This window comes from Kitasatospora sp. NPDC094016, from assembly GCF_040304045.1.
In the GTDB taxonomy this organism is placed as follows: Bacteria; Actinomycetota; Actinomycetes; order Streptomycetales; family Streptomycetaceae; genus Kitasatospora.
On the sequence record NZ_JBEOUK010000001.1, the window covers coordinates 308,605 to 330,046 of the forward strand.

Below are 21,442 nucleotides of genomic sequence, written 5' to 3' on the forward strand. Positions count from 1 at the left end.
CGACGGGGGATTGGGGACGGCCCGCGCGGGGGAGACGCAAGCGGAGAGCGCACGGGGGATGACGCGACGGAACCGGCCGGCGCCCGGTGGGGGCCGGTGGCGAGGACGAGGGGCGGGAGGGGCAGGGGGGATGGAAGTGCCTGTCAGGGCGCGGCGCCGGCGCCGCTCCGACCGGGGCGCGGTCGCCCTCTTCGTGGCGATCTGCGCGGCCTACGTCGTGCTCGTCATCGCCCTGGTGATCGACGCCGGCGGCCGGTTGCGGGTCGCCGAACGCACCGACGCCTACGCCCAGGAGGCCGCACGGGTCGGCGGACAGCAGCTCGACCAGGCCGCCGTCCTCCAGGGAAAGGGCTTCAGAGTCCAGCAGGACTACGTCCGGCAGGCCGCCGACGCCTACCTGGCCCTGTACGGCCTTCAGGCCGGCGAGGTCGAGTTCTCCGGCGACGGCAAGGTCGTCACCGTCACCGTGCGGGCCGACTACCGGCCCGTCCTGCTGGGCGCGCTCGGGGAGCGGAAGGTAACGGGCAAGGGCAGTGCGACCCTCGTCCACGGAGTCGAGAAAGCGGAGACCGACTGATGGCCGCGCCACGTGCCAAGGACCAGGCCCGAACCGCCCCGGGCCGGGCTCGAACCGCCAAGGGCCGGAGCCCCGGGGCCAAGGACCAGGCCCGGGGCGCCAACGGCCGGGCCCACACCGGACACCGGGCCGCGGGCCGCCCCGCCGCCCCGGCGCCCCGCCCACCGCGCGGGCGCGGCCGCGGCGCGGCCCTGATCACCGCGCTCGCCGCGCTGGTCACCCTGCTCGCCCTGCTGCTCGGTGTCCCCGCGCTGCTGCTCTACGGCACCCGCGCGGTCGCCGCGATGGGCGACGTCGCGCCGGAGGGCGTCGGCCAGGCGCTCACCGGCCCGGACGACGGCCGGCTGTTCCTCTGGCTGCTGGTCGTGGTCGGCTGGCTCGCCTGGGCCTGCTTCGCGTTCTCCGTGCTGCTGGAGATCCCCGCGCAACTGCGCGGCCGGATCGCCCGCCGCATCCCCGCCTTCGGCTGGAGCCAGCGGATGGCGGCCGGCCTGGTCGGCTCGGTGTTCGCGCTGATGCCGGTCGCCGGCTCGGCCTTCGCCGCCACCCCGGCCCACACCGCCACCGCCCCGGCGCAGTTGGCGGCCGGCGTGCAGCGCGCCGCCCTGCCCGCCGCGCAGGCCGCGCCCGCCCTGGCGCCCGCCGCAGAGCAGAACCCCACGTACACCGTGCGGGACAGCCGGCCCGCCGACAGCCTGTGGTCCATCGCCGAACGCCAACTGGGCTCCGGCGAACGGTGGGTGGACATCGCCAAGCTCAACGACGGCCGGGTGATGGACGATTCCGGCACCCGCTTCGACGCCGACCGGCCGATCCAGCCGGGGTGGGCGCTGCTGATGCCGGGGGACGCGAAGGCGGACGGGTCGGCGCCTGCTCCTGCGCCTGCTCCCTCGTCCGAGCCCGCGCCCGCCCCTGCTCCCGGTGCCGGGTCGGCCCAGGTGCCGCAGGCCGGGACGGAGCCGGGTGCGGGCGGGCACGCGACGGTCACCGTCCAGGGCGGGGACAGCCTGTCCGCCATCGCCCAGAAGGAGTTGGGGGACGCCGAGGCCTGGCCGAAGCTGTTCGAGGCGAACAAGGGCGCCCAGGCGCCGGACGGGGAACGGCTGACCGATCCGGACGTACTGGTGCCCGGGATGGTGCTCACGGTGCCGGGGGCGGCCGCTCCCGCGCCTGCTTCTGCGCCTGCTCCCTCGTCCGCGCCCGCTCCGGCGCCGCAGCCGACGCCGTCGACCGGCCAGCCGCCGGCCGACCAGGCGCCCGCCACCCCCGCCCCCGCGCCGACCCAGGCCGCGCCGGCCCCGGCCGCGTCCCAGCCCGCCACCCCGGCACCCACCCACGCACCCACCCACGCGCCCGCACCCGCCGCGCACGCCGAACCGTCGGCCGGCGACGACTACTCCATCGCCCTCACCGCCTCCACCGTCGGTGTCCTGCTCGCCGCCGTCATGGTCGGCACCGTCGCCCACAAGCGCGGCACCCAACTGCGCGCCCGCCGCCCCCGGCACCGCATCACCATGCCCGACGCCGAGGCCGCCGCCTTCGAGAACGAGCTCAGGGCCCGTCAGGACGACGCCGGCCTCGACCTGCTCGACCGCGCCCTGCGCACCATGGCCCGCAACACCGTGCGCGGCGGCAAGCGCCTGCCCGCCATCGTCGCCGCCCGGATCACCCCCGGCCACACCATCGAACTGCACCTCTCCGGCCCGGCCACCCCGATCGCGCCGTTCCGCGCCGCGCACGCCGCCAACGTCTGGTGGTGCAGCCTCGACTCCGGCGACCTGCTCAGCGCCGCCCAGGCCCGCAAGACCGCCGCGCCCTACCCCGCCCTGGTCACCCTCGGCACCTCGCCCGACGGCTCGGTCGTCCTCGCCGACCTGGAGGCCGTCCGGCTGCTCCACCTCTCCGGCCACCCCGACGACGCCCGCGACATCCTGCGCACCCTCGCCGTCGAACTCGCGCACAGCCCGCTCGCCGACCGGCTCCACCTGCACCTGGTCGACCTCGCCGAGGAGGTGCCGATCAGCGGCCCGGCCGCCGAACGCATCCACCGCCACCCCACCCTGGAGGCCGCGCTCGCCGCCCTCGGCCCGCGCACCGCCAAGGCCCGCGCCACCCTGGTCGCCGCCGAGGCCGCCAGCCCGCGCGACGCCCGCAGCCGAGGCCAGGCCGACGAGTCCTGGACCCCCGAGATCGTGCTCTGCGCCCAGCAGCCCGGCGGCGAGGTCCCCGCCGAACTCGGCCGACTGCTCGACGCCCGGCCGCGCACCTGCGTCGCCGTCATCACCCGCGCCCCCGAACGCGGCACCGGCCCGGTCGCCCGCTGGACCCTCCCGGCCACCGGCCAGGCGGCCATCCCCGGCCTGCACCTCACCGTCGAACTCCAGCGGCTCAGCGACCAGCAGTACGACCAGGTCGCCGAACTGCTCCGCGCCGCCGACGACCTCACCCAGCACCCGGCCCCCGCCTGGACCCTGGACGGTCCCGGCCTCGACCCCGACGCGGACGACGACGCCGCCGACACGGCCGAACTGCCCGCCGCCGTACCCGTACTGGCCGCCGTCGGGGCCCCCGCGGCCGGCGCGCAGGGCGGTACGGACACGGCCGCCGGGCCCCAGCTGCTCGCCCGGGTCATCGGCACCGGCGCCAGCCCGTTCGCGGGCACCGACCCGGCGACGCCGGTGCCGGCCCCTCCGGCCGCGCCGGGGCGGTACGCGGTCAACGGGCAGGGGCGGCAGGCCGCCTCCGCCGAGACCGAGGCCGAGGCCGGGGCCGGGTCCGGTACCGGGATCGGTACCGGGAGTGGGGTCGGGACCGAGGAAGAGCTCGTGGTCGGTCAGGTCGTTGACGAGGCCGCGGACGAGGCCACCCGGGACCTGCGCCGCCCGGACGCGGTGGCGGGGGATGCGGCGGAGGCACCGCAGCAAGCCCCCGCGGCCGTCCTCGCAGTGCCGTCCGTCCAGCCCGTGCCGTCCGTGCCCGCCGTCCAGCCCGTCCAGCCCGTCGAGCCGGCCCCGGTCCACCAGCCCGCGCCCGCGCCCTCCGGCGTCGACCCGCGCGTCCCGTCCCGGCCGGAGCCCTCGCCCGACCTCGTGTCCGGTACCGAAGCCGAGGCCCTGGCCGAAGCCGGTTCCCAGGCCGGTTCCCAGGCCGATTCCTACGCCGAGCCCGGCCCCGCCGCCCCGGTCGCCCAGACCACCCCCGGGCGCAGCGACAGCGACGACCTGCTCGCCATCCTGCGCTCCCCGGAGGCCCACGCCGCCCGCAACGCCCCCCGGATCCGCCTGCTCGGCCCGGTCGACGTCGCCGGAGCCCTCGGTACCGCCGAACCCGGCGCGCTGTCCCGGCTCACCGAACTCGCCGTCTACCTCGCGCTGCGGCCCGGCGCCGACCACCACGCCCTCGACCACGACCTCCACCCCGGCGCCGCCCACCTCGACCCGCACCCCACCGCGGCCGACGCCAAGAGCCCGCTCCCCGGCAAACTCGCCGACCTGGCCGCCTGGTTCGGCACCTCGCCCGAGGGCCGCGCCTTCCTGCCGACCGACACCACCGACGGCTACTCCTTCACCCCCGTCGTCACCTGCGACTGGGACGAGTTCCGCAGCCTCTACCGGCGCGGCATGCGCAGCACCAGCGCCACCGCCGACGCCGCCCTCGCCCACGCCCTGGCCCTGGTGCGCGGCGCCCCGTTCGCCGAGGCCCCGCCCGCCTCCTACGGCTGGGCCGAGGCCGAACGCCAGGACATGATCGCGGCGATCGTCGACACCGCCCACGAACTGGCCGCCCGCCGCCTGCAGTACGGCGACCACCGCAGCGCCGAGGCCGCCGTCTTCCGCGGCCTCGCCGTCGCCCCGGACGTCGAACTCCTGCACCGGGACCTCTTCTACGCCTACGCCTCGGCCGGCGCCCGCGACCAACTCCTGCGCGCCGTCAACCGTCTCGACGCGCTCAGCCGCCGCACCGGCCGTGACCTCGACGCCGACACCGTCGCCCTGCTCCGCGATCTGCTGGCCGGTTCCTGACGTCCCGTGCATGCCCCTGCCCGGCCGCCCCTCGGGGCGACCGGGCAGCTGTAGTGCCACGCCGAGCAGAACCAGACGAGGGAAAGTCCAGTGCTCCAGCACCTCATCGACCAGGACGAGGACCTTCGAATGGTCCCCGCCGACCGCAACGAGCTGACCACTGCGGTCGGCCGACTCAACGAGGAATTGCAGGGCTTGCCCGGGGAGGCCGACCCCGCTCGTACCCGGGTCCTGACCAGGTGGATCGGCATCGGTCAGATGTGCTTGGGCCACCACGAGGAGGCCCGTAGGAACCTCCGGCGCTCGCTCGACCTCGCCGCAGCGCTTGGCAACACCCGGGCCGTCGTCGCCACCGGGCTCAACCTGGCCGACGCGCACCGCTACGCCGGGGACGTCCAGGGCGCGGACGCGCTCTACCGCGGCGCGCTGAACCTCGCGCGAAGCCAGCACCCGGAACTCGTGGACTTCGCGCTCCAGCACACCGGCAAGCACCTCATGGAACGCGGCGACCTCGCGGATGCCCACACCCATCTCCAAGAAGCGCTGTGCCTGCGGATCGCCAAGGGGGACACCGACCTGGTCGAGTCCACGCAGGCCGCACTCGACCGGGTCGAGCTGCTGATCGGCCAGGCCGCCGCATCGGCGGCGGACGGGGCGGTGCCGCCGCCAGTGGAGCGGCCAGTGGACCTCATGGCTCCAGTCCCGCACCACGGCCAAGAACCTTCCACCGGTCCCTGGGGGGTTCCGGAGCGGAAGGTGATGCCCTGAGAACCCGTTGCGGGCCCGAGGTGGATAGGGGTCGTGGCCCCTTGCACCTCAGGGAACAGGAGAGCTGTACCGGGGCCTGCCATGACGGTGCGACAGCGGGCCGTGTGGCGCGCCGATCGGAGACCCGGCCTGGATCGGGTGTGCCGGGATCTCGTAGGGTGGCGCGACGGGAGTGGTGGTAGGCACCACCCAGCAAGGGCATCAGACGCCGCGGAGCGGCGGGGTGGGCGGTGACCAGAAGATGGCGGAGACGACAGCTGTCCCCGGAGGCCCCGAACCGGCAGCGGACTCGGGCCCCTGGGACGCCGTACCGCCGCCGCGCACCCCGGCCGAGGAGCACCCGCCCGGGCCCGCCGCGCTCTACGAGCCGCCGCCCGTGCCCCCGCTCCCGCCGTCCGCTCCGGCAGCCCCGCCGACGGCTCCGACGGCGGCGGCCACGGTGCCGGGCCCGCCGCCGACCGCGCCCACCGGATGGACCCTCACCGGCATGGCCGCCGTGGGCGCGCCGCCGTCCGCGGCCACGCCGCCGCCCTTCCCGGCCCCGGCCGTGAGTGCTTCCGGTGCGGGCGGACCGGGGGCGGCGCCGCGCGGACGGATCCTGGTCGTCGAAGGCGGTTACGGCAACTCCGGGCGCCGTGCCTGGGGTCGGGGCGGTCCTGCCCAGGCGTCGGTGCTGTCCGCGATGCTCGCGGCCGTCTCACCGCAGGTGCTGCTCGCCGCGGACGCGGTGGACGCCGTCCACCTCCCCGGCGCCAGCGACCCGCACACCGTCCTCGCCCACCTGCGTGCCGCGTCCCGCCATCCGGGGCCGCTGCTCGTCCACTTGGGCGGTCACGTGGTCGCCGACAAGCGCGGCGGACAGCTCCAGCTCACCCTGCGCGACTCCAAGCAGGACGGCCTGCCCTGGCAGGCCGTCGCCGCCGAGCTGAGCCACCGCCCGGCCGAGTGGCAGACCCTCGTCGTCGCCGACCTCAGCGCCGACCAGAACGCCTGGCCGTACCTCCAGGGCGCCGCCTCGCCGCTCAGCGAGGGCATCCCGCTCTGGGCGGTCGTCAGCCCGGACCCGGAGCAGATCGGCACCTTCACCCGCGCCCTGATCGAGGCGCTGCACGGCGGCCGCCCCGGAGCGGGCGACGTGCTCGCGCCCGAGCAACTGCGGCAGCAGGTGTACTCGGTGCTGCGGCCGGACGTCGTCATCCTGGCCACGCACGCCCCGGACCGCCCGGTCTTCCGCAACACCGCCCGCCGTGGCGACGGTCCGCCGGCCGAGGTGTCGACGCCGGCCGACGCGACGCCGGCTGACACGGTGCCGCCGGTCGACGCAGTGCCGGTAGATGCGGTGCCGGTCGATGCCGTGCGCGCCGATGTGGTGTCGTCCGGGCCGACCGCGCTGTCGGTGCCGCCGGCGCCGGGCCGGGCGGAGTCACAGGACGCCGTCGTCGAACCGCCCGTGGCGCCCACGGCCCCGCCGCCGTCGGCCTCCCCGGCTCCCGCGGCCGAGGCCGGTCCGGTGAGCCTGGTCAAGGCCGGCGTGCCGCCCACCCCGCCGAGGCCGGCCCGCCCGGTCAGCCTGCTGAAGGGGCAGCCGGCCGGTCCGGCCGGCGTGACCCTGCACAAGCCCGCTCCGGCGGACGCTGCACCCGAAGCCGTCGAGGCGTCCGCGGGCGTGACGCTGGCCAAGTCCCAGCAGCCGGAGTTGGAGCCGGAGTTGGAGCCGGAGTTGGAGTCCGAGCGGGAGCCGGGTCAGACACCGGCGGACGCCGGCACGCTGACGCCGGAACCGCGGGACGCCGTCCCGACGCAGGCACCTCCCGTTGACGAGGCCCCCGCCGACGCGGCGCCGACGGCGGAGGCGGCGGACGACACGGCCCCGACCGACGACGAGGCCCCCGCCGACGCGGTACCGGCGGACGAGGTACCTGCCGATGCGGTACCCGTCGACGCTCCGGTGTCCGGTCAGCCGCGTGCCGACTACCGGGAGGCCATCGGCCGGATCGTCCGCAGCGCGGACGCCGGCGAGCACGAGGCCGCCACCGAACTCGCCTTCGCCCTCGAACTGGAGGCGATCGCCGAGCACGGCGCCGTCTCCGAACCGGTCCTCCAGGTGCGCCAGGTCCGGGCACACGTGTGCCGTCTCGCGGGCCGGCCGGCCGAGGCCGCGGACATCTACCGCGAGGTGGCCCTGACGCTGCTCGGTTCGCAGGGGCCGGACCACCCGGAGACCCAGCAGGCGGCCACCAACGCCGAGGCCTGCTGGCGTTCGGTCCCCGACCGTGCGGCGGCCCTTCGGATCGCCCCGGAGATCATCGAGCTCCGCGCCTACCTCCCGGGCCCCGACGGCCGCAAGCTCCGCGCCGCCGAGCGCTACCTCGCCCAACTGGCCGCCGCCCCGGAGCCCGCCGCGACGCCTGCCTCCGCTCCGGCGGACCGCGTCTGACCCTTCGCGCCACGCGCGGCTGGGCCGGACGACCGGCACCTGGCCGCGAACAGATGACAGCGGACAGATAACAGATAACAGAAAACAGCGAACAGATAACAGATTTCGAAATCTGTTATCTGTTCGCTGTCGGTTGTTACCTGCTACTCACTGAGGCCCGTCAGCGACCGGCGATGGCGTGGACGAACTTCGCGCCGTCGATGGTGCCGAGGCCGCTGGAGAGGTCGTAGCCCTCGGTGGCGGTGTAGCCGGTGACGCCGCCCCAGGAGTTGTCGCCCTCCTTCACGTCCGTGATGCCGCTCCACGCGCTCGGGAGCAGGTTGAGCCCGTACAGGCGCCAGTTGAGCTGGCCGAGGCGGTGGCCGGCGAGCTGGTCGGCGAGGGCGACGACGCCGGAGAACAGCGGGGTGGCCTCGCTGGTACCGCCGGTGAGGTGCCAGCCGACGGAGGTCGGGTCGTAGGACTCGTAGGTCCAGGCGCCGCCGTCGACGGCCGCGCTCATGCTGATGTCGGGCGTGCCGCGGTGGTTGCCGGTGACGTTGGCGACGCCGGCCTGGTACCACGGGCGCTCGAAGATGCCGGAGACGCCACCGCCGCCGGCGCCGGACTTGTCGTGCCACACCTTGTCGGGCGCGGTGCGCGCGCCGTTGTCGTCCAGGGTGAGCTGGGTGCCGCCGATGGAGGTGACCAGCGGGTCGGAGGACGGCCAGGAGTTGACCTTGTACGGGTACAGGTCGGTGCCGTTGGTCTGCGAGTCGGTGGCGCCGTTGTCGCCGGAGGCGGCGAGCACGGTGACGTTGTGGTCGGCGGCGGCCTGGAAGGCGTAGCGCAGGTCGGTGAGCGACTTGAAGTCGCCCTTGTCGTACCCGGGGAAGGTGTTCTCGGTGGCGCCGAAGCTCTGCGAGATGACGTCGCCGCGGCCGGCCTTGATGAGGGCCTTCTCGGCGTCCATCATCTCGGGCAGGCCGGTGGTGCCCTCGGTCTCGGCGACACCGGTCTCGACCAGGACGATGTGCGCGTCGGGGGCGATGGCGTGGGCGTACTCGACGTCCAGCGTGGTCTCCCCGGCCCAGCCGGTGTGGTCGGGGTTCTTGGGGTCGAAGGCGGGGACGTTGCCCCACTTGACCACCTCGACGTTGGTGTCCTGGATGCCCCACTGCTTGTCGAAGACCTCCAGGTCGTGCTGGATGGTCGGCGAGCCGAAGGAGTCGACGATGACGATCGTGCGGCCCTTGCCGGTGATGCCCTCCTGGTACAGCGGGTTCAGGTTGTAGGCGTTCCGGTACTGCAGCGGCGAGTAGCAGTGGATGCCGATCTGGCTGACGCACTGGGTGGTGGTCAGTGGGGCGGTGCGGCCCTGGGCGTTGTGGTGCCCGAAGGAGGCGGGGCGGACGTGGACGCCCGTGAGGTCGTGCGCGGGGGCGGCGGTCGCGGCGCCGACCGCCGGGACGGCGATGGTGCCGGCCGTGAGGGCGGTGGCCCCGACGGCGAGCAGAGCCAGGGCACGGCGAAGGGGGGCGGGGCTGCCCATGGGACTCCTTGGGGCGCAGGGCCCGACCTGGTCCGGTCGGGTCGGTCCGGCCATCCCATCGACTGCCGCATGATCATGCCATAGTCATTTGGTGGGGTCGCCCGATCAAGGGCATGGTCATGCTCGGCCACGCGAAAAGGTAAAGGCCGTCCCAGGCGAAGGTAACCCCACGCCCGGGACGGTTATGTGACGACACGTCAGTATTATCGTACTAACGCTGAAGGGTCCTCGCAGGTCCCCGCCCGGGCCAGACCTACCGCGCCCCGCCGTTGACGTACAGCGTCTGCCCGCTGACGTACGAGGCGTCCTCGCTGGCCAGGAAGGCGACCACGGACGCGATCTCCTCCGGCTGCCCCACCCGGCGCAGCGGGGTCCGGGCGGAGACCTCCGCCTGCTGGTCCTCGGCCGTGCTGCCGACCCGCTCGGCGGTGGCGGCGGTCATCGCGGTGGCGACGTACCCGGGGGCGACGGCGTTGACGTTGATGTTGAACGGCCCCAGCTCGATCGCGAGGGTCGCGGTGAGCCCCTGGATGCCGGCCTTGGCGGCCGCGTAGTTCGCCTGTCCCCGATTGCCGAGGGCGGAGCGCGAGCTGAGCGAGACGATCTTCCCGTACTTCTGCGCCACCATGTACTTCTGCGCGACGTGGCTGCAGTTGTACGCGCTGGTCAGATTGACGGTCAGGACCGCGTCCCAGTCGGCCTTCGGCATCTTGAAGAACAGGTTGTCCCGGGTGATCCCGGCGTTGTTCACCAGGATGTGCACCCCGCCGAGGTCCGCCGCGACCTGCGCGAACACCGCCTCGACGGCGTCGTAGTCGGCCACGTCGCAGCCGTACGCCCGAGCGGTGCCGCCCTTGGCGGTGATCTCCGCGGCCGTCCCGGCGGCCCGTTCGGCGGTGAGGTCGACGACGGCGACGGTCGCGCCCTCCTGGGCGAGCCGGTGGGCGGTGGCCGCGCCGATGCCCTGTGCGGCGCCGGTCACGACGGCGACCCTGCCCGCGAACCTGCCCGCCAGGCCCGTCACTTCGGCCACTGCGGCTACTTCAGTCATTCCCGGTGCTCCCTTGAACTCGGACGCGAACTCGAACTCTGACGTGAACTCGGACGCGAACTCTGACCTGAACTCGGACGTGAACTCTGACCTGAACTCGGACGTGATGGCGAGCGCGGAACGCGAGCGCGCACTCAGTCAACGTTCTCGACGAGGACGGCAGTGCCCTGACCGACCCCCACACACATGGTGGCGAGGCCGCGCCGGGCGTCGGTGCGGCGCATCCGGTGCAGCAGGGTGGTGAGGATGCGCGCGCCGGAGCCGCCCAGCGGGTGGCCGAGCGCGATCGCCCCGCCGCTCGGGTTGACCAGTTCGTCGGCCTGTTCGGGGGTGAATCCGATGCCGTCGGCGGAGGCCAGGGCCTGGGCGGCGAAGGCCTCGTTGAGCTCGGCGGTGTCCAGGTCGGCCAGCGACCAGCCGGCCCGGCCGAGCACCTTGCGGGTGGCCGGCACCGGGCCGATGCCCATCACGTCGGGGTGCACCCCGACGGAGGCGCCGGCCACGTACCGGCCGAGCGGCCGCAGTCCGAGGTCGCGCAGCGCCTCCTCGCCGACCAGGAGCAGCCCGGCCGCGCCGTCGTTCATCGGCGAGGCGTTGCCGGCCGTGACGGTGCCGCCGGGGCGGAAGGCGGGCTTGAGGCGGGCGAGCTTCTCCAGGCTGGTGTCCTCGCGGATGCCCTCGTCCTGGCCGACCGTCACACCGTCGGGCCGTTCGACCTGGATCAGTTCCGCGTCGAAGTGGCCGTCCTTGCGGGCGGCGGCGGCCCGTTGGTGGCTGCGCAGCGCGAAGGCGTCCTGGCGTTCCCGGCCGATGCCGTACCGGCCGGCCACCTCCTCGGCGGTCTCGCCCATGCTGAGCACGCCGTGCAGGTCGGTCATCCGGGGGTTGGTGAGCCGCCAGCCGAGCCTGGTGTCGTAGGTCTCGATCCGGTGCGGAAGGGCCTCGTCGGGGCGGGGGAGGACGAAGGGGGCGCGGGTCATCGACTCGCAGCCGCCGGCCAGGACGACGTCGGCCTCGCCGGAGCCGATGGCCCGGGCGGCGAGGGTGACGGCCTCCAGCCCGGAGGCGCAGAGCCGGTTGACGGTGGCGCCGGGGACGGTCTCCGGCAGGCCGGCCAGCAGGACGGCCATCCGGGCGGCGTTGCGGTTGTCCTCGCCGGCCTGGTTGGCGGCGCCCCAGTAGACGTCGTCGATGCGGGCGGGGTCGAGGGCGGGGGCGTCGGCGAGCAGGGCGCGCAGCACGGTGGCCGAGAGGTCGTCCGGGCGGACCGTGGCGAGCGCTCCGCGCAGCCGGCCGATGGGTGTGCGGCGGGCTGCGGCGAAGTAGACGGGACGCACGTCGTCGGGCTCCTATCCGGTTGAATTCGAGTGGTCCGAGTGGTGTCCGAGTGGTCCGAGCAGTCGGGACTGTCCGGGTGGTCCGGGTGGTCCAGGTGATGCGGGTGGTCCGATGGACCCTTCCTGGTTGCTCGGATGCGATGAAACGGGCTGTTCAGAAGGCGTTGACCCCGGTGAGGGCACGGCCGATGAGCAACTGGTGGATCTGGCTGGTGCCCTCGTAGAGGGTCATGACCCGCGCGTCGCGCAGGTACTTGCCGACCGGGTACTCGTCGATGAAGCCGTAGCCGCCGAACACCTGGAGCGCGTTGTTGGCGGCCCGGACGGCGGCCTCGCTCGCGTAGAGCTTGGCGACGGAGGACTCGGTGGCGAACGGCAGGCCGCGTTCGATGTGGTCGGCGACTTTCCAGGTGAGCAGCCGGGCGGCCTCGACGTCGACGGCGATGCCGGCCAGCAGTTCCTGGACGAGCTGGTGCGAGGCGATCGGGCGGCCGAACTGCTCGCGCTCGCCGGCGTAGCGGACGGCGGCCTCCAGGCAGGCGCGGGCGATGCCGACGCAGCCCGCCGCGACCGACATCCGGCCCTTGGCGAGCGCGGACATCGCCACCCGGAACCCCTTGTCGACCTCGCCGAGCCGCGCGCTGTCGGGCACCCGGACCCGGTCGAGGGCGAGTTCGGCGGTGGCCTGGCCGCGCAGGCCGAGCTTGCCGTGGATCTCGGTGCGGGTGAAGCCGGGCAGGTCGGTGGGCACCAGGAACGCGGTGATGCCCTTGTGGCCCTGCCGGTCGGGGTCGTCGCCGCCGGTGCGGGCGAAGACCAGGGCGACGTCGGCCCAGGTGCCGTTGGTGATGAACATCTTGGCGCCGCTGATCAGCCAGTCGTCGCCGTCCCGGACGGCGCGGGTGCTGAGGTTGGCCGCGTCGGAGCCGGTGCCGGGTTCGGTGAGCGCGAAGCAGCCGAGCGACTCGCCCGAGGTGAGCCGGGGGAGCCAGTGCCGCTTCTGCTCCTGAGTCCCGTGGCCGTTGACGGACTTGGCGACCAGGCCGAGCGTGACCGAGACGATGCCGCGCACGGCCGAGTCGCCGCGGCCGAGTTCCTCCAGGACGAGGCAGTACGCGAGGTGGTCGCCGCCGCTGCCGCCGTACTCCTCGGGGATGGTGAGGCCGAGGAAGCCGAGTCCGGCCAGTTTGCCGATGATCGCGCGGTCGACGGACTCGGCGCGGTCCCACGCGGCGGCGTGCGGAACGATCTCGCGGTCTGTGAAGGAGGCGGCGAGGTCCCGGACGGCGCTCTGCTCCTCGGACAGCTCCAGGTTCACGGCGGCGGCTCCAGATCCATTAAACTAGCGCTGCAAGTTTTATGGAGGGACTGTAGCCCCGGCCGGCCCGCGCTGGGAAGGGGCGCCTGCCAGAATCGGTCCCCGCCCCACCCGACCGGAGGAACCGGAGGCAGCACCCCGATGGCCCGCCCGCGCACCCCGCTGCTCAGCCGCGAGCGCATCGTCGCCGCTGCTCTGCGGCTGATCGACGCCGAGGGCCTGGCGGCCCTCTCCACCCGGCGCCTCGCCACCGAACTGTCGGTCAGCGGTCCCTCGCTCTACAACCACGTCGCGACCAAGGACGAACTGCTGGACGCGGTGGTGGACAGCGTGATCGGCGAGGTCGACTTGTCGATGTTCGGCACTCCCGACGGCACTCCCGACCGCTCGTCCGGCGGTCGGTCGACGCCCTGGCCGGACGCGCTGCGCGACTGGGCCCGCTCCTACCGCGCCGCCCTCGCCGCCCACCCCAACATCGTGCCGGTGCTCGCCCAGGGCCCGGGCCGCCGGCCGAACGCGCTGCGCCTGGCCGACGCTGTCTTCGGCCACCTGGTCGAGGCCGGCTGGCCGCGCGGCCAGGCCACCCGGATCGGCGCGCTGATGCGCTACTTCGTCACCGGCTCGGCGCTGGCCTCCTTCGCGGCCGGCTTCCCCGCGGACGCCGAGGTGTACGACGCGGCCGACTACCCGCACCTCGGCGAGGCGCACCGGCTGGCCGGGCACCGCGGGACGGTGGACGAGGGCGCCTTCGAGACCGGCCTGGAAGCGCTGCTCGACGGGCTCGTCCTGCGCTTCGAGCGCCTCGCCGAACGCTCCTAGGCGCCGCCGCCGGCCTTCCCCCCGTCCCGCTGTTCTCCCCCGTCCCGCCGTTTCCCTCCCCGCCGCCTCACCAGGGCTCGCGCGGCAGGAAGGCCGGCCGCAGCGACGGGTCCACCGGGTCGTAGTACCGGTGGTAGACGGGCGTGAGCCCGCCGGAGACCGGCGGCACGATCCAGCTCCAGTCCGCCGGGGTCGGTCGGCCGAGCCGCTTCTCCTGGGCGACGTGCCGGAGGAAGCGCTCGGACTCGGTGTGGTGGTCGGCGATCGTCACTCCGGCCTCCTGGAACGAGTGCAGCACCGCGATGTTGAGTTCGATCAGCGCGCGGTCGCGCCAGAGCGTGCGCGCGCTGGAGGTGTCCAGGCCCAGCCGTTCGGCGACGGTGCCGAGCAGGTCGTAGCGGTCGGCGTCGGCGAGGTTGCGGGCGCCGATCTCGGTGCCCATGTACCAGCCGTTGAAGGGCGCGGCCGGGTAGCGGACGCCTCCGATCTCCAGCGTCATGTCGCTGATCGCGGGCACCGCGTACCAGCGCAGGCCCAGGCCGGCGAACCAGTCGTACGCGGGGTGGGTGAGCGGCACCTCCAGGGTGGTGTCGTCCGGCAGCTCGTACTGGTGCGGGCGCTCGCCGGGGCGTTCCTGGACGAGCAGCGGCAGCACCTCGAAGCGGTCCTCGGCGCACTTCCAGCCGAGGTCGCGGGCGAGGGCGGCGAGTTCGGTGCCGGCCGGGTCGCCGACGACGGCGTCGCCGACCCGGTGGCCGGCGTAGCGGACCAGCTGCTGGTTGACGATGCGGGCGGCCGGGCGGCCCGGGCGGTCGGGGGCGAACACCGAGACCACCGGGCGGATCCGTCCGCCGTTGCCGGCCAGCCGCAGGTGCTCGAAGCACTCGGCGGCGATGTCGTCGGCCGAGCCGAGGTGGCGCAGGTCGCGCACCACCAGACTGCGCCAGTACAGCCGGCCGATGCAGCGGGCGGCGTTGCGCCAGGCGAGCTTGGCGCCGTAGGCGAGTTCGGCGGGGGTGTGCTGGTAGCTGCCGGTGCGCTCGATCTCGTCGAGGACGGCCCGTATCCGGGCGTCCGCGGCCCCGGTGGCGGGCTGCTCGCGATGGAAGCGGCGGATGAACTCGGCGGCCTGCTCCGGGTCGGTGAACGGCGACGGCGGTGGCGGTGTGGACGGCGGCGCGGGCGACGGCCGGGCCGCGGCCGGGGCGTGGGCGTGGGTGTGGGCGTACGGGCAGCCGCCGGCGGGGGCGGCGGCTGGTCTGCGGGCGCGGAGCCGGTTGAAGATCAAGGACACATCCCTCCTGGCGAACAGGAGTACCGGACGTGTCCGGGCCGCCGCAGGGAGTGAACGATTCGGCCCCCGCACCCGCGCTGATCGCGCTAGGGTGCGGGGGCCGAAGGTAGGACTGTCGGATCAGCCCATGTCCTCCAGCCGGACGCCCTTGGTCTCCTTCATGAACTTCGCCACGAAGACGATCGACAGCGCCGCGAACGCCGCGTACACCAGGTAGGTCGCCGACAGGTTCCAGCGCGACATCGACGGGAACGACACGGTGATCGCCCAGTTGGCGATCCACTGCGCGGAGGCGGCGACGGACAGCGCGGCGGCCCGGATGCGGTTCGGGAACATCTCGCCGAGCATCACCCAGACGACCACGCCCCAGGACATCGCGAAGAACAGCACGAAGGCGTTGGCGGCGACCAGCGCGACGGTGCCCTGGAGGTCGGGCAGCGTGACGTTGTCGCCGCTGCCGGTGGCGGAGGAGAACGCCCAGCCGGCCGCGCCGAGCGCGACGGCCATGCCGGCCGAGCCGATCAGGGCGAGCGGCTTGCGGCCGATCCGGTCCACCAGCAGGATCGCGATCACGGTGCCGAGGATGTTGATGACCGAGCCGACGAAGCTGATCAGCAGCGAGTTGCTCTGGTCGATGCCGACCGACTGCCACAGGATCGACGAGTAGTAGAAGATCACGTTGATGCCGACCAGTTGCTGGAAGACCGACAGTCCGATGCCGACCCAGACGATCGGCAGCAGGCCGAAGCGCCCGCCGAGCAGGTCGCCGAAGCGCGGGCGGTGGTCGGAGGCGATCAGCCCCTGGACCTCGGCGATCCGGGCGTCGGTGTCGACGCCCTGGCCCTCGACCTGGGCGAGCACGGCGCGGGCGTCGTCCAGCCGGCCGGCCTGGATCAGGTAGCGCGGGGACTCGGGGATCACCGAGGCGAGGGTGAAGTAGACCGCGGCCGGGACGACGCAGATGCCGAGCATCCACTGCCAGGCCTCCAGCCCGAGCAGCTGGCCGCGGGTGTCGCCGCCGGCCGCGTTCGCCAGCAGCCAGTTGACCAGCTGGGAGATCGCGATGCCGAGCACGATCGCGGCCTGCTGGAAGGAGGCCAGCCGGCCCCGGTACCTGGTGGGCGCGACCTCGGCGATGTAGGTCGGGGCGATCACCGAGGCGATGCCGATGGCCGCGCCGCCGAGCACGCGCCAGAAGGCGAGGTCCCAGGCGGCGAAGGGGAGCATCGAGCCGATCGCGCTGACCGCGAACAGCAGCGCGCCCGCCTTCATGACCTTGATGCGGCCGTAGCGGTCGGCGAAGCGGCCGGCCAGCGCGGCGCCGATCGCCGAGCCCAGCAGGGCGGAGGAGACGATCAGACCGGTCACGCCGTCGCCGACGCCGAACTTCTCCTGGATCCCGGAGACGGCGCCGTTGATCACGGAACTGTCGTAGCCGAACAGGAACCCGCCGAGGGCTGCGGCGGCGGTGATGAAGACGACGAAGCCGAGGCGGCCGGGCGCGGAGGCCTCGACCGCCCCGGAGGGCTGCTTGGTGACGCTCACGATCTTGACTCCTGGTACTCAACGCTGAGCTCGGTAGCCGAGATCGTAACCCCTATTCGTTTAAGTCTTGTACACCGGAAACCTCAATTTTTGCTCTGAGGATTCGTAAGGTGAACAAGCAAATTCAGCTGCGCCGACCGTCCCTAGGTAGCCGGTCGTCCCTGCGTCGCCGACCGTCCCTACGCCGGGGCGGACAGTGACAGTCCGAACCGGCCCTCCTCGTCCGTCCACCAGTGGCTCAGCCGCAGCCCGGCCGCCGCCAGCTCGGCGGACACCCGCTCCCGGCGGAACTTGGCGGACACCTCGGTGCGCAGCTCCTCGCCCCGGTCGAAGTGCACCGGCAGGTTCAGGGCCGGGATCTTCACGGTCTGCGCGCGCAGCGAGCGCAGCCGCATCTCGATCCACTCCCGGTCCGGGTCCCACCGTGCGACGTGCGCGAACGCGGCCGGGTCGAAGTCGGCGCCCAGCTCGCGGTTGAGCACGTTGAGCACGTTGAGGTTGAACTCGGCGGTCACCCCGGCCGCGTCGTCGTAGGCGGCGACCAGCACCGACGGGTCCTTGACCAGGTCGGTGCCGAGCAGCAGGAAGTCGCCCGGGTCGAGGGCCGAGCGCAGCCCGCGCAGGAAGACCGCCCGCTCCTCGGGCAGCAGGTTGCCCAGGGTGCCGCCGAGGAAGGCGACCAGCCGGGGGCCGCCCTCCGGGGGCAGGCCGAGCCGGGCGGTGAAGTCGGCCAGCACGCCGTGCACGGCGAGCCCGGGGTACTCCGCGGCGAGCGCGACGCCGGCGGCGGTCAGCGCGCTCTCGCTGACGTCCACCGGGACGTACGTCTCCAGGGTGCCGAGCGCGCGCAGCGCGTCCAGCAGCAGCCGGGTCTTCTCGGAGGAGCCGGATCCCAGCTCGACCAGGGTGCGGGCCCCGGTGGCGGCGGCGATCTCGCCGGCCCGGGCGGTGAGGATGGCCCGCTCGGCGCGGGTCGGGTAGTACTCCGGCAGCCGGGTGATCTCCTCGAACAGCTCGCTGCCCCGCGCGTCGTAGAACCACTTCGGCGGCAGCCACTTGGGTTCGGAGGTCAGGCCGTGCTGCACGTCGTGGCGCAGCGCGCTGCTGAAGTGGTCGGCGGGCAGCAGCCGGGTGAGATCAAATGTGTCCATGACAGGGTGGGTCCTCTGTTCAGAAGATGAAGGGGCGGTGGAGGATCAGTAGTGGCCGCGGAGCTGACGGACGGTGACGCCGCGCTCGTCGACCACCACCAGCGAGCCGTCCGGGACGGCCGTCCAGCCGGGGGCGTCGTCGTACGGCTCGGAGGCCACCACCGTGCCGAGCCCGGGCAGGTCGCGGTGGTGCAGGGTGTCGCCCCAGGCGGTCGCGGCGAGGGTGCGGCCGTCGGTGAGCAGCAGGTTGAGCCGACCGGTGGTGTGCGCGGTGACGTCCGCGACGGTGTCCGCCAGCGCCTCGCCGAGCCCGGCCCCCGCCCGCAGCCGGTGCAGGACCAGGGCCCACAGCAGCGCGGAGTCGGAGCGCGCCTCCAACTCCAGTAGCTCGGCCGGCGGGAGCAGGGCGGCCAGCGCGTCCAGCTTGCCCGGCCAGCCCGCCACCGCGCCGTTGTGACTGAACAGCCAGCGCCCGGCCGCGAACGGCGCCGCCGCGCTCTCGCCCGCCGCGCAGCCCTCGGTGGCGGAGCGGACCGCCGCCAGCAGCGCCCGGGTGCGGATCACCCGGGCGAGGTCGGCGAACGCGGCGTCCGCCCAGATCGGCCCGGACCGGCGGTAGCGGGCCGGCACCTCGTCGCCGTCCGCGTACCAGCCGAGGCCGAAGCCGTCCGCGTTGACCGTGCCGTACTGCTGCGCCCGGGGCGCCCAGGACTGCCGGTACAGGCCGTGCGGCGGGTGCACCAGCAGCTCCCGCGGCGCGACCGGCTCACCCAGGTAGGCGAGGTGGCGGCACATCAGGCCACCTCCAGGTCGCGGGCGGTGCGGAACCCGGCGAAGATCTGCCGCCGGACGGGGTAGTCCCAGTTGCGGAAGGTGCCCCGGCAGGCGACCGGCGCCACCGCGAAGCAGCCGCCGCGCAGCACCTTGTACTCCGGTCCGAAGAAGACCTCCGAGTACTCCTGGTACGGCCAGGCCCGGAACCCGGGGTAGGGGCGGAAGTCGCTGGCCGTCCACTCCCACACGTCGCCGATCAACTGCCGTACGCCGTACGGGGACTCGCCCGCAGGGTAGCCGCCGGCCGGGGCCGGGCGCAGGTGCCGCTGCCCGAGGTTGGCGTGCTCGGCCCCGGGGGCCTGGTCGCCCCACGGGTAGCGGCGGGAGCGGCCGCTACCCGGGTCGTGCCGGGCCGCCTTCTCCCACTCCGACTCGGTCGGCAGCCGCCGTCCGGCCCACCGGGCGTAGGCGTCCGCCTCGTACCAGCTGACGTGCAGGACGGGCTCGTCCGCAGGGACGGGCTCCACGGTGCCGAACCGGCGGCGCAGCCACTGGCCGCCGTCCAGCCGCCAGAACAGCGGGGCGGTCAGGTCGGCCCGCCGCCGGTGCTCCCAGCCCTCGGGCGTCCACCAGCGCGGCTCGTCGTAGCCGCCGTCCGCGATGAACCGCTGGTACGCGGCGTTGGTGACGGGCGTGGTGTCCAGCAGGAAGGCGGGCAGCTCGACCACGTGCGCGGGGCGCTCGTTGTCCAGCGCCCACGGCTCGGTGTCGGTGCCCATCGTGAACGGTCCTGCGGGGACGAGCACTTCGGCGGGCAGCGCGGCCGCGTCCGCCGGGGCGGGCGGCGGCGGGGGAGCGGTCAGCGCCGGCTCCCCCGGGCGGAGCTGGTGGGTGATCAGCATCGTCTCGTCGTGCTGCTGCTCGTGCTGGGCGATCATCCCGAATGCGAACCCGGCGTCCAGCAGTGGCGCCCCCTCCAGCGGACTGGCCGCCAGCAGGTCCAGCACCCGGCCGCGCACCTCGTGCGCGTACGCCCGGGCCTCGGCGGGCGCCAGCAGCGGGAGGCTCGGCCGCTCGGCCCGGGGGTGCTGGAACGCGTCGTAAAGCGGGTCGATCTCCGGGTGCATCGGGTCGCGGCCGCCGACGTTGCGCAGCAGCCAGAGTTCCTCCTGGTTGCCGATGTGTGCCAGGTCCCAGACCAGCGGGGACATCAACGGCGAGTGCTGGGCGGTGAGGTCGCCGTCCCCGACGCAGTCGGTGAGCGCGGCGGTGCGGGCGCGGGCGGCCGACAGCTCGGCCGCGATGGTCTCGCGCAACTCCTCGGTGCCCGCCGCCGGGGCGGCAGGGGGGCGGACGTCGGTCATGGTGCGGCCTCCTCCGGAGGAGTGCGTCGGGTGCCGGAGCGCAGGGCGTCCAGTTGGTCGTCGGCCGGGCAGCGGCCGCGCGCGGGGTAGCGCTCGGCGAACTCGGCGACGGCGGCGCGCAGCCGGCCGGCGCCGGGCAGGCGGCCCAGCGCGGCGTCGGCGGCGGCGAAGCAGGTCAGGGCGGCGCGGCGCAGCTCGGGATCGGTGACGGCCAGCGTCGCGGCCCGGCGCCAGACGTCGCTGCGCGGCGGGCGCGGACCGTCCGGGCGGCCCAGCGGCTCCAGCGCGGCGAGCGCGGCCTCGGCGGCCAGCGGGTCGTCCAGCAGCGCGGTCACCAGGGCGGTGGGCACCACCCAGCCGTCCCCGGGCTGGGCGTCGATCATGCGCAGCTCCAGGTGGCCGCGTGGGCGCACCGGCGGGAACAGTGTGGTCCGGTGGTAGTCCAAGTCGCCCAGCGTGGGCGGGCGTTCGCCGCCACCGCGGACCCAGTCGCGGAAGGTCAGGCCGGGCGGGGCCGTCCACGGCAGCCCCTCGGGGCGGCGCACGCACAGCACCTCGGCGTCCAGCACGTACTGCGCCCAGGCCTCGTTCGGGTCGCCGTGGTCCGGCTCCGGGGCGAGCGTGCGGGTCGGGTCCATCCGGGACCAGACGGTCTGCCGGGTGGACCGGTGACCGGTCGGCCTGCCGTCCAGCAGCGGGGAGTTGGCGAAGGCGGCGACCAGGACCGGGCCGAGCAGGTGGGTCAGCCGCCAGCGGCGCTCCACCGCGTGCGGGCCGTCCGTGTCGCCGGCGTCCAGGCACACCTGCACCGAGGCCGTGCCGGTCATCATGATCCGGCCCCAGGGGCCGGCGGAGTCGAAGAACCGCTCCATCGCGAGGTAGCGGGGGTGGTCCAGGACCATCAGGCGGGGGCGGGCCAGCGGGTCCGTCCCGGTGCCGGTGAGGCGCAGGCCCTGCGCCGCGAAGGCGGCCCGCAGGGCGGTCAGATCGCGTCGGGTGTCCTCGACGCAGGCCAGGAGGCCGGTGGCGGGCGGGGAGCTGAGCTCGACCTGCCCGCCGGGTTCGAGCGTGAGCCGCGAGCCGGAGGGGAGCGAGGCCCCGTCCGGGCCGCCGAGTGGCAGCGACTCCAGTGCGGCGTGGACCAGTTCCGGTCGGACGGGCTTGCCGGGACATCGGTCGTCGTGGACGAACCACTCGACCTCGACGCCCACCAGCCGGGGCGGTCCGATCTTGAAGCAGACGCCCGACACGTGGCTGAGCGCCCCCGACTCGGTCAGCGGGGTCACCCCCGGTGGGGGCGCTGGGGGGCTCTGCCGGTCGGGTGGAGTGGTGCGGGATGTGGGTATCACCGGACTTACCATCCTCGGGGTCAGGATTGCGGCCCGAACTACCCTGCCCAGTCTGCTACGGAGCATGCGGGGGCGCTTCGCAAATATCGCGTGAACGTTCGTTTC

At 74.3% G+C, this 21,442-nt stretch carries 15 protein-coding genes; 5 read left to right on the plus strand and 10 right to left on the minus strand.

The features are described from left to right. Positions 1-130: 130 nt before the first annotated feature. The 4 genes from ABT015_RS01335 to ABT015_RS01350 all read left to right on the plus strand — a co-directional run bounded on the left by ABT015_RS01335 (position 131) and on the right by ABT015_RS01350 (position 7,804). The gene (locus ABT015_RS01335; RefSeq protein ID WP_350875425.1) at positions 131-577 is read left to right on the plus strand and encodes a hypothetical protein; all 447 of its coding nucleotides are present in this window, start codon (positions 131-133) and stop codon (positions 575-577) included. Continuing rightward, the gene (locus tag ABT015_RS01340; protein ID WP_350875427.1) at positions 577-4,599 is read left to right on the plus strand and encodes a BTAD domain-containing putative transcriptional regulator; all 4,023 of its coding nucleotides are present in this window, start codon (positions 577-579) and stop codon (positions 4,597-4,599) included. The genes ABT015_RS01335 and ABT015_RS01340 overlap by 1 nt, the downstream gene beginning before the upstream one ends. A gap of 90 nt (positions 4,600-4,689) precedes the next feature. Further along, positions 4,690-5,367, plus strand: a complete 678-nt coding sequence (locus tag ABT015_RS01345; RefSeq protein ID WP_350875429.1) for a tetratricopeptide repeat protein — start codon at positions 4,690-4,692, stop codon at positions 5,365-5,367. 223 nt (positions 5,368-5,590) lie between these two features. Continuing rightward, positions 5,591-7,804, plus strand: a complete 2,214-nt coding sequence (locus ABT015_RS01350) for a hypothetical protein (RefSeq protein ID WP_350875431.1) — start codon at positions 5,591-5,593, stop codon at positions 7,802-7,804. A 160-nt stretch (positions 7,805-7,964) separates the two neighbouring features. On the opposite strand, the gene ABT015_RS01355 is transcribed toward ABT015_RS01350, so the two are convergent. From ABT015_RS01355 to ABT015_RS01370, 4 genes are all read right to left on the minus strand, one after another. After that, positions 7,965-9,335 carry a S53 family peptidase gene (locus tag ABT015_RS01355; RefSeq protein WP_350875433.1) on the minus strand — a complete coding sequence of 457 codons (1,371 nt, stop codon included), beginning with the start codon at positions 9,333-9,335 and terminating at the stop codon, positions 7,965-7,967. 253 nt (positions 9,336-9,588) lie between these two features. After that, a complete protein-coding gene (gene fabG, locus ABT015_RS01360; protein ID WP_350875435.1) occupies positions 9,589-10,386 on the minus strand; it encodes a 3-oxoacyl-ACP reductase FabG in 798 nt (265 codons plus the stop codon). A 134-nt stretch (positions 10,387-10,520) separates the two neighbouring features. Further along, positions 10,521-11,723, minus strand: coding sequence for a thiolase family protein (locus ABT015_RS01365; RefSeq protein WP_350875437.1), 1,203 nt, complete (start codon positions 11,721-11,723; stop codon positions 10,521-10,523). Between the two features lie 154 nt (positions 11,724-11,877). Next, positions 11,878-13,041: an acyl-CoA dehydrogenase family protein gene (locus ABT015_RS01370; protein ID WP_350875440.1), complete on the minus strand. Its 1,164-nt coding sequence runs from the start codon at positions 13,039-13,041 to the stop codon at positions 11,878-11,880. Between the two features lie 141 nt (positions 13,042-13,182). Here ABT015_RS01370 and ABT015_RS01375 point away from each other — a divergent pair, with 141 nt between their 5' ends. Further along, positions 13,183-13,860: a TetR/AcrR family transcriptional regulator gene (locus tag ABT015_RS01375; RefSeq protein ID WP_350875442.1), complete on the plus strand. Its 678-nt coding sequence runs from the start codon at positions 13,183-13,185 to the stop codon at positions 13,858-13,860. A gap of 67 nt (positions 13,861-13,927) precedes the next feature. On the opposite strand, the gene ABT015_RS01380 is transcribed toward ABT015_RS01375, so the two are convergent. The 6 genes from ABT015_RS01380 to egtA all read right to left on the minus strand — a co-directional run bounded on the left by ABT015_RS01380 (position 13,928) and on the right by egtA (position 21,274). Beyond that, the gene (locus ABT015_RS01380; RefSeq protein WP_350875444.1) at positions 13,928-15,154 is read right to left on the minus strand and encodes a nitric oxide synthase oxygenase; all 1,227 of its coding nucleotides are present in this window, start codon (positions 15,152-15,154) and stop codon (positions 13,928-13,930) included. Positions 15,155-15,274: 120 nt separating this feature from the next. Continuing rightward, a complete protein-coding gene (locus tag ABT015_RS01385; RefSeq protein WP_502897252.1) occupies positions 15,275-16,702 on the minus strand; it encodes a sugar porter family MFS transporter in 1,428 nt (475 codons plus the stop codon). 176 nt (positions 16,703-16,878) lie between these two features. After that, complete coding sequence (gene egtD / locus ABT015_RS01390; RefSeq protein ID WP_350875448.1) at positions 16,879-17,850, minus strand: L-histidine N(alpha)-methyltransferase; 972 nt, start codon at positions 17,848-17,850, stop codon at positions 16,879-16,881. A 45-nt stretch (positions 17,851-17,895) separates the two neighbouring features. Then, on the minus strand, positions 17,896-18,645 hold the full coding sequence (egtC, locus tag ABT015_RS01395; RefSeq protein ID WP_350875450.1) for an ergothioneine biosynthesis protein EgtC: 750 nt from the start codon (positions 18,643-18,645) through the stop codon (positions 17,896-17,898). Further along, positions 18,645-19,988: an ergothioneine biosynthesis protein EgtB gene (egtB, locus tag ABT015_RS01400; RefSeq protein WP_350875452.1), complete on the minus strand. Its 1,344-nt coding sequence runs from the start codon at positions 19,986-19,988 to the stop codon at positions 18,645-18,647. Before egtB ends, egtC begins: the two co-directional genes overlap by 1 nt. Beyond that, positions 19,985-21,274 (minus strand): ergothioneine biosynthesis glutamate--cysteine ligase EgtA, encoded by a 1,290-nt coding sequence (gene egtA / locus ABT015_RS01405; RefSeq protein WP_350875454.1) that lies wholly within the window; start codon positions 21,272-21,274, stop codon positions 19,985-19,987. Before egtA ends, egtB begins: the two co-directional genes overlap by 4 nt. Positions 21,275-21,442 lie beyond the last annotated feature (168 nt).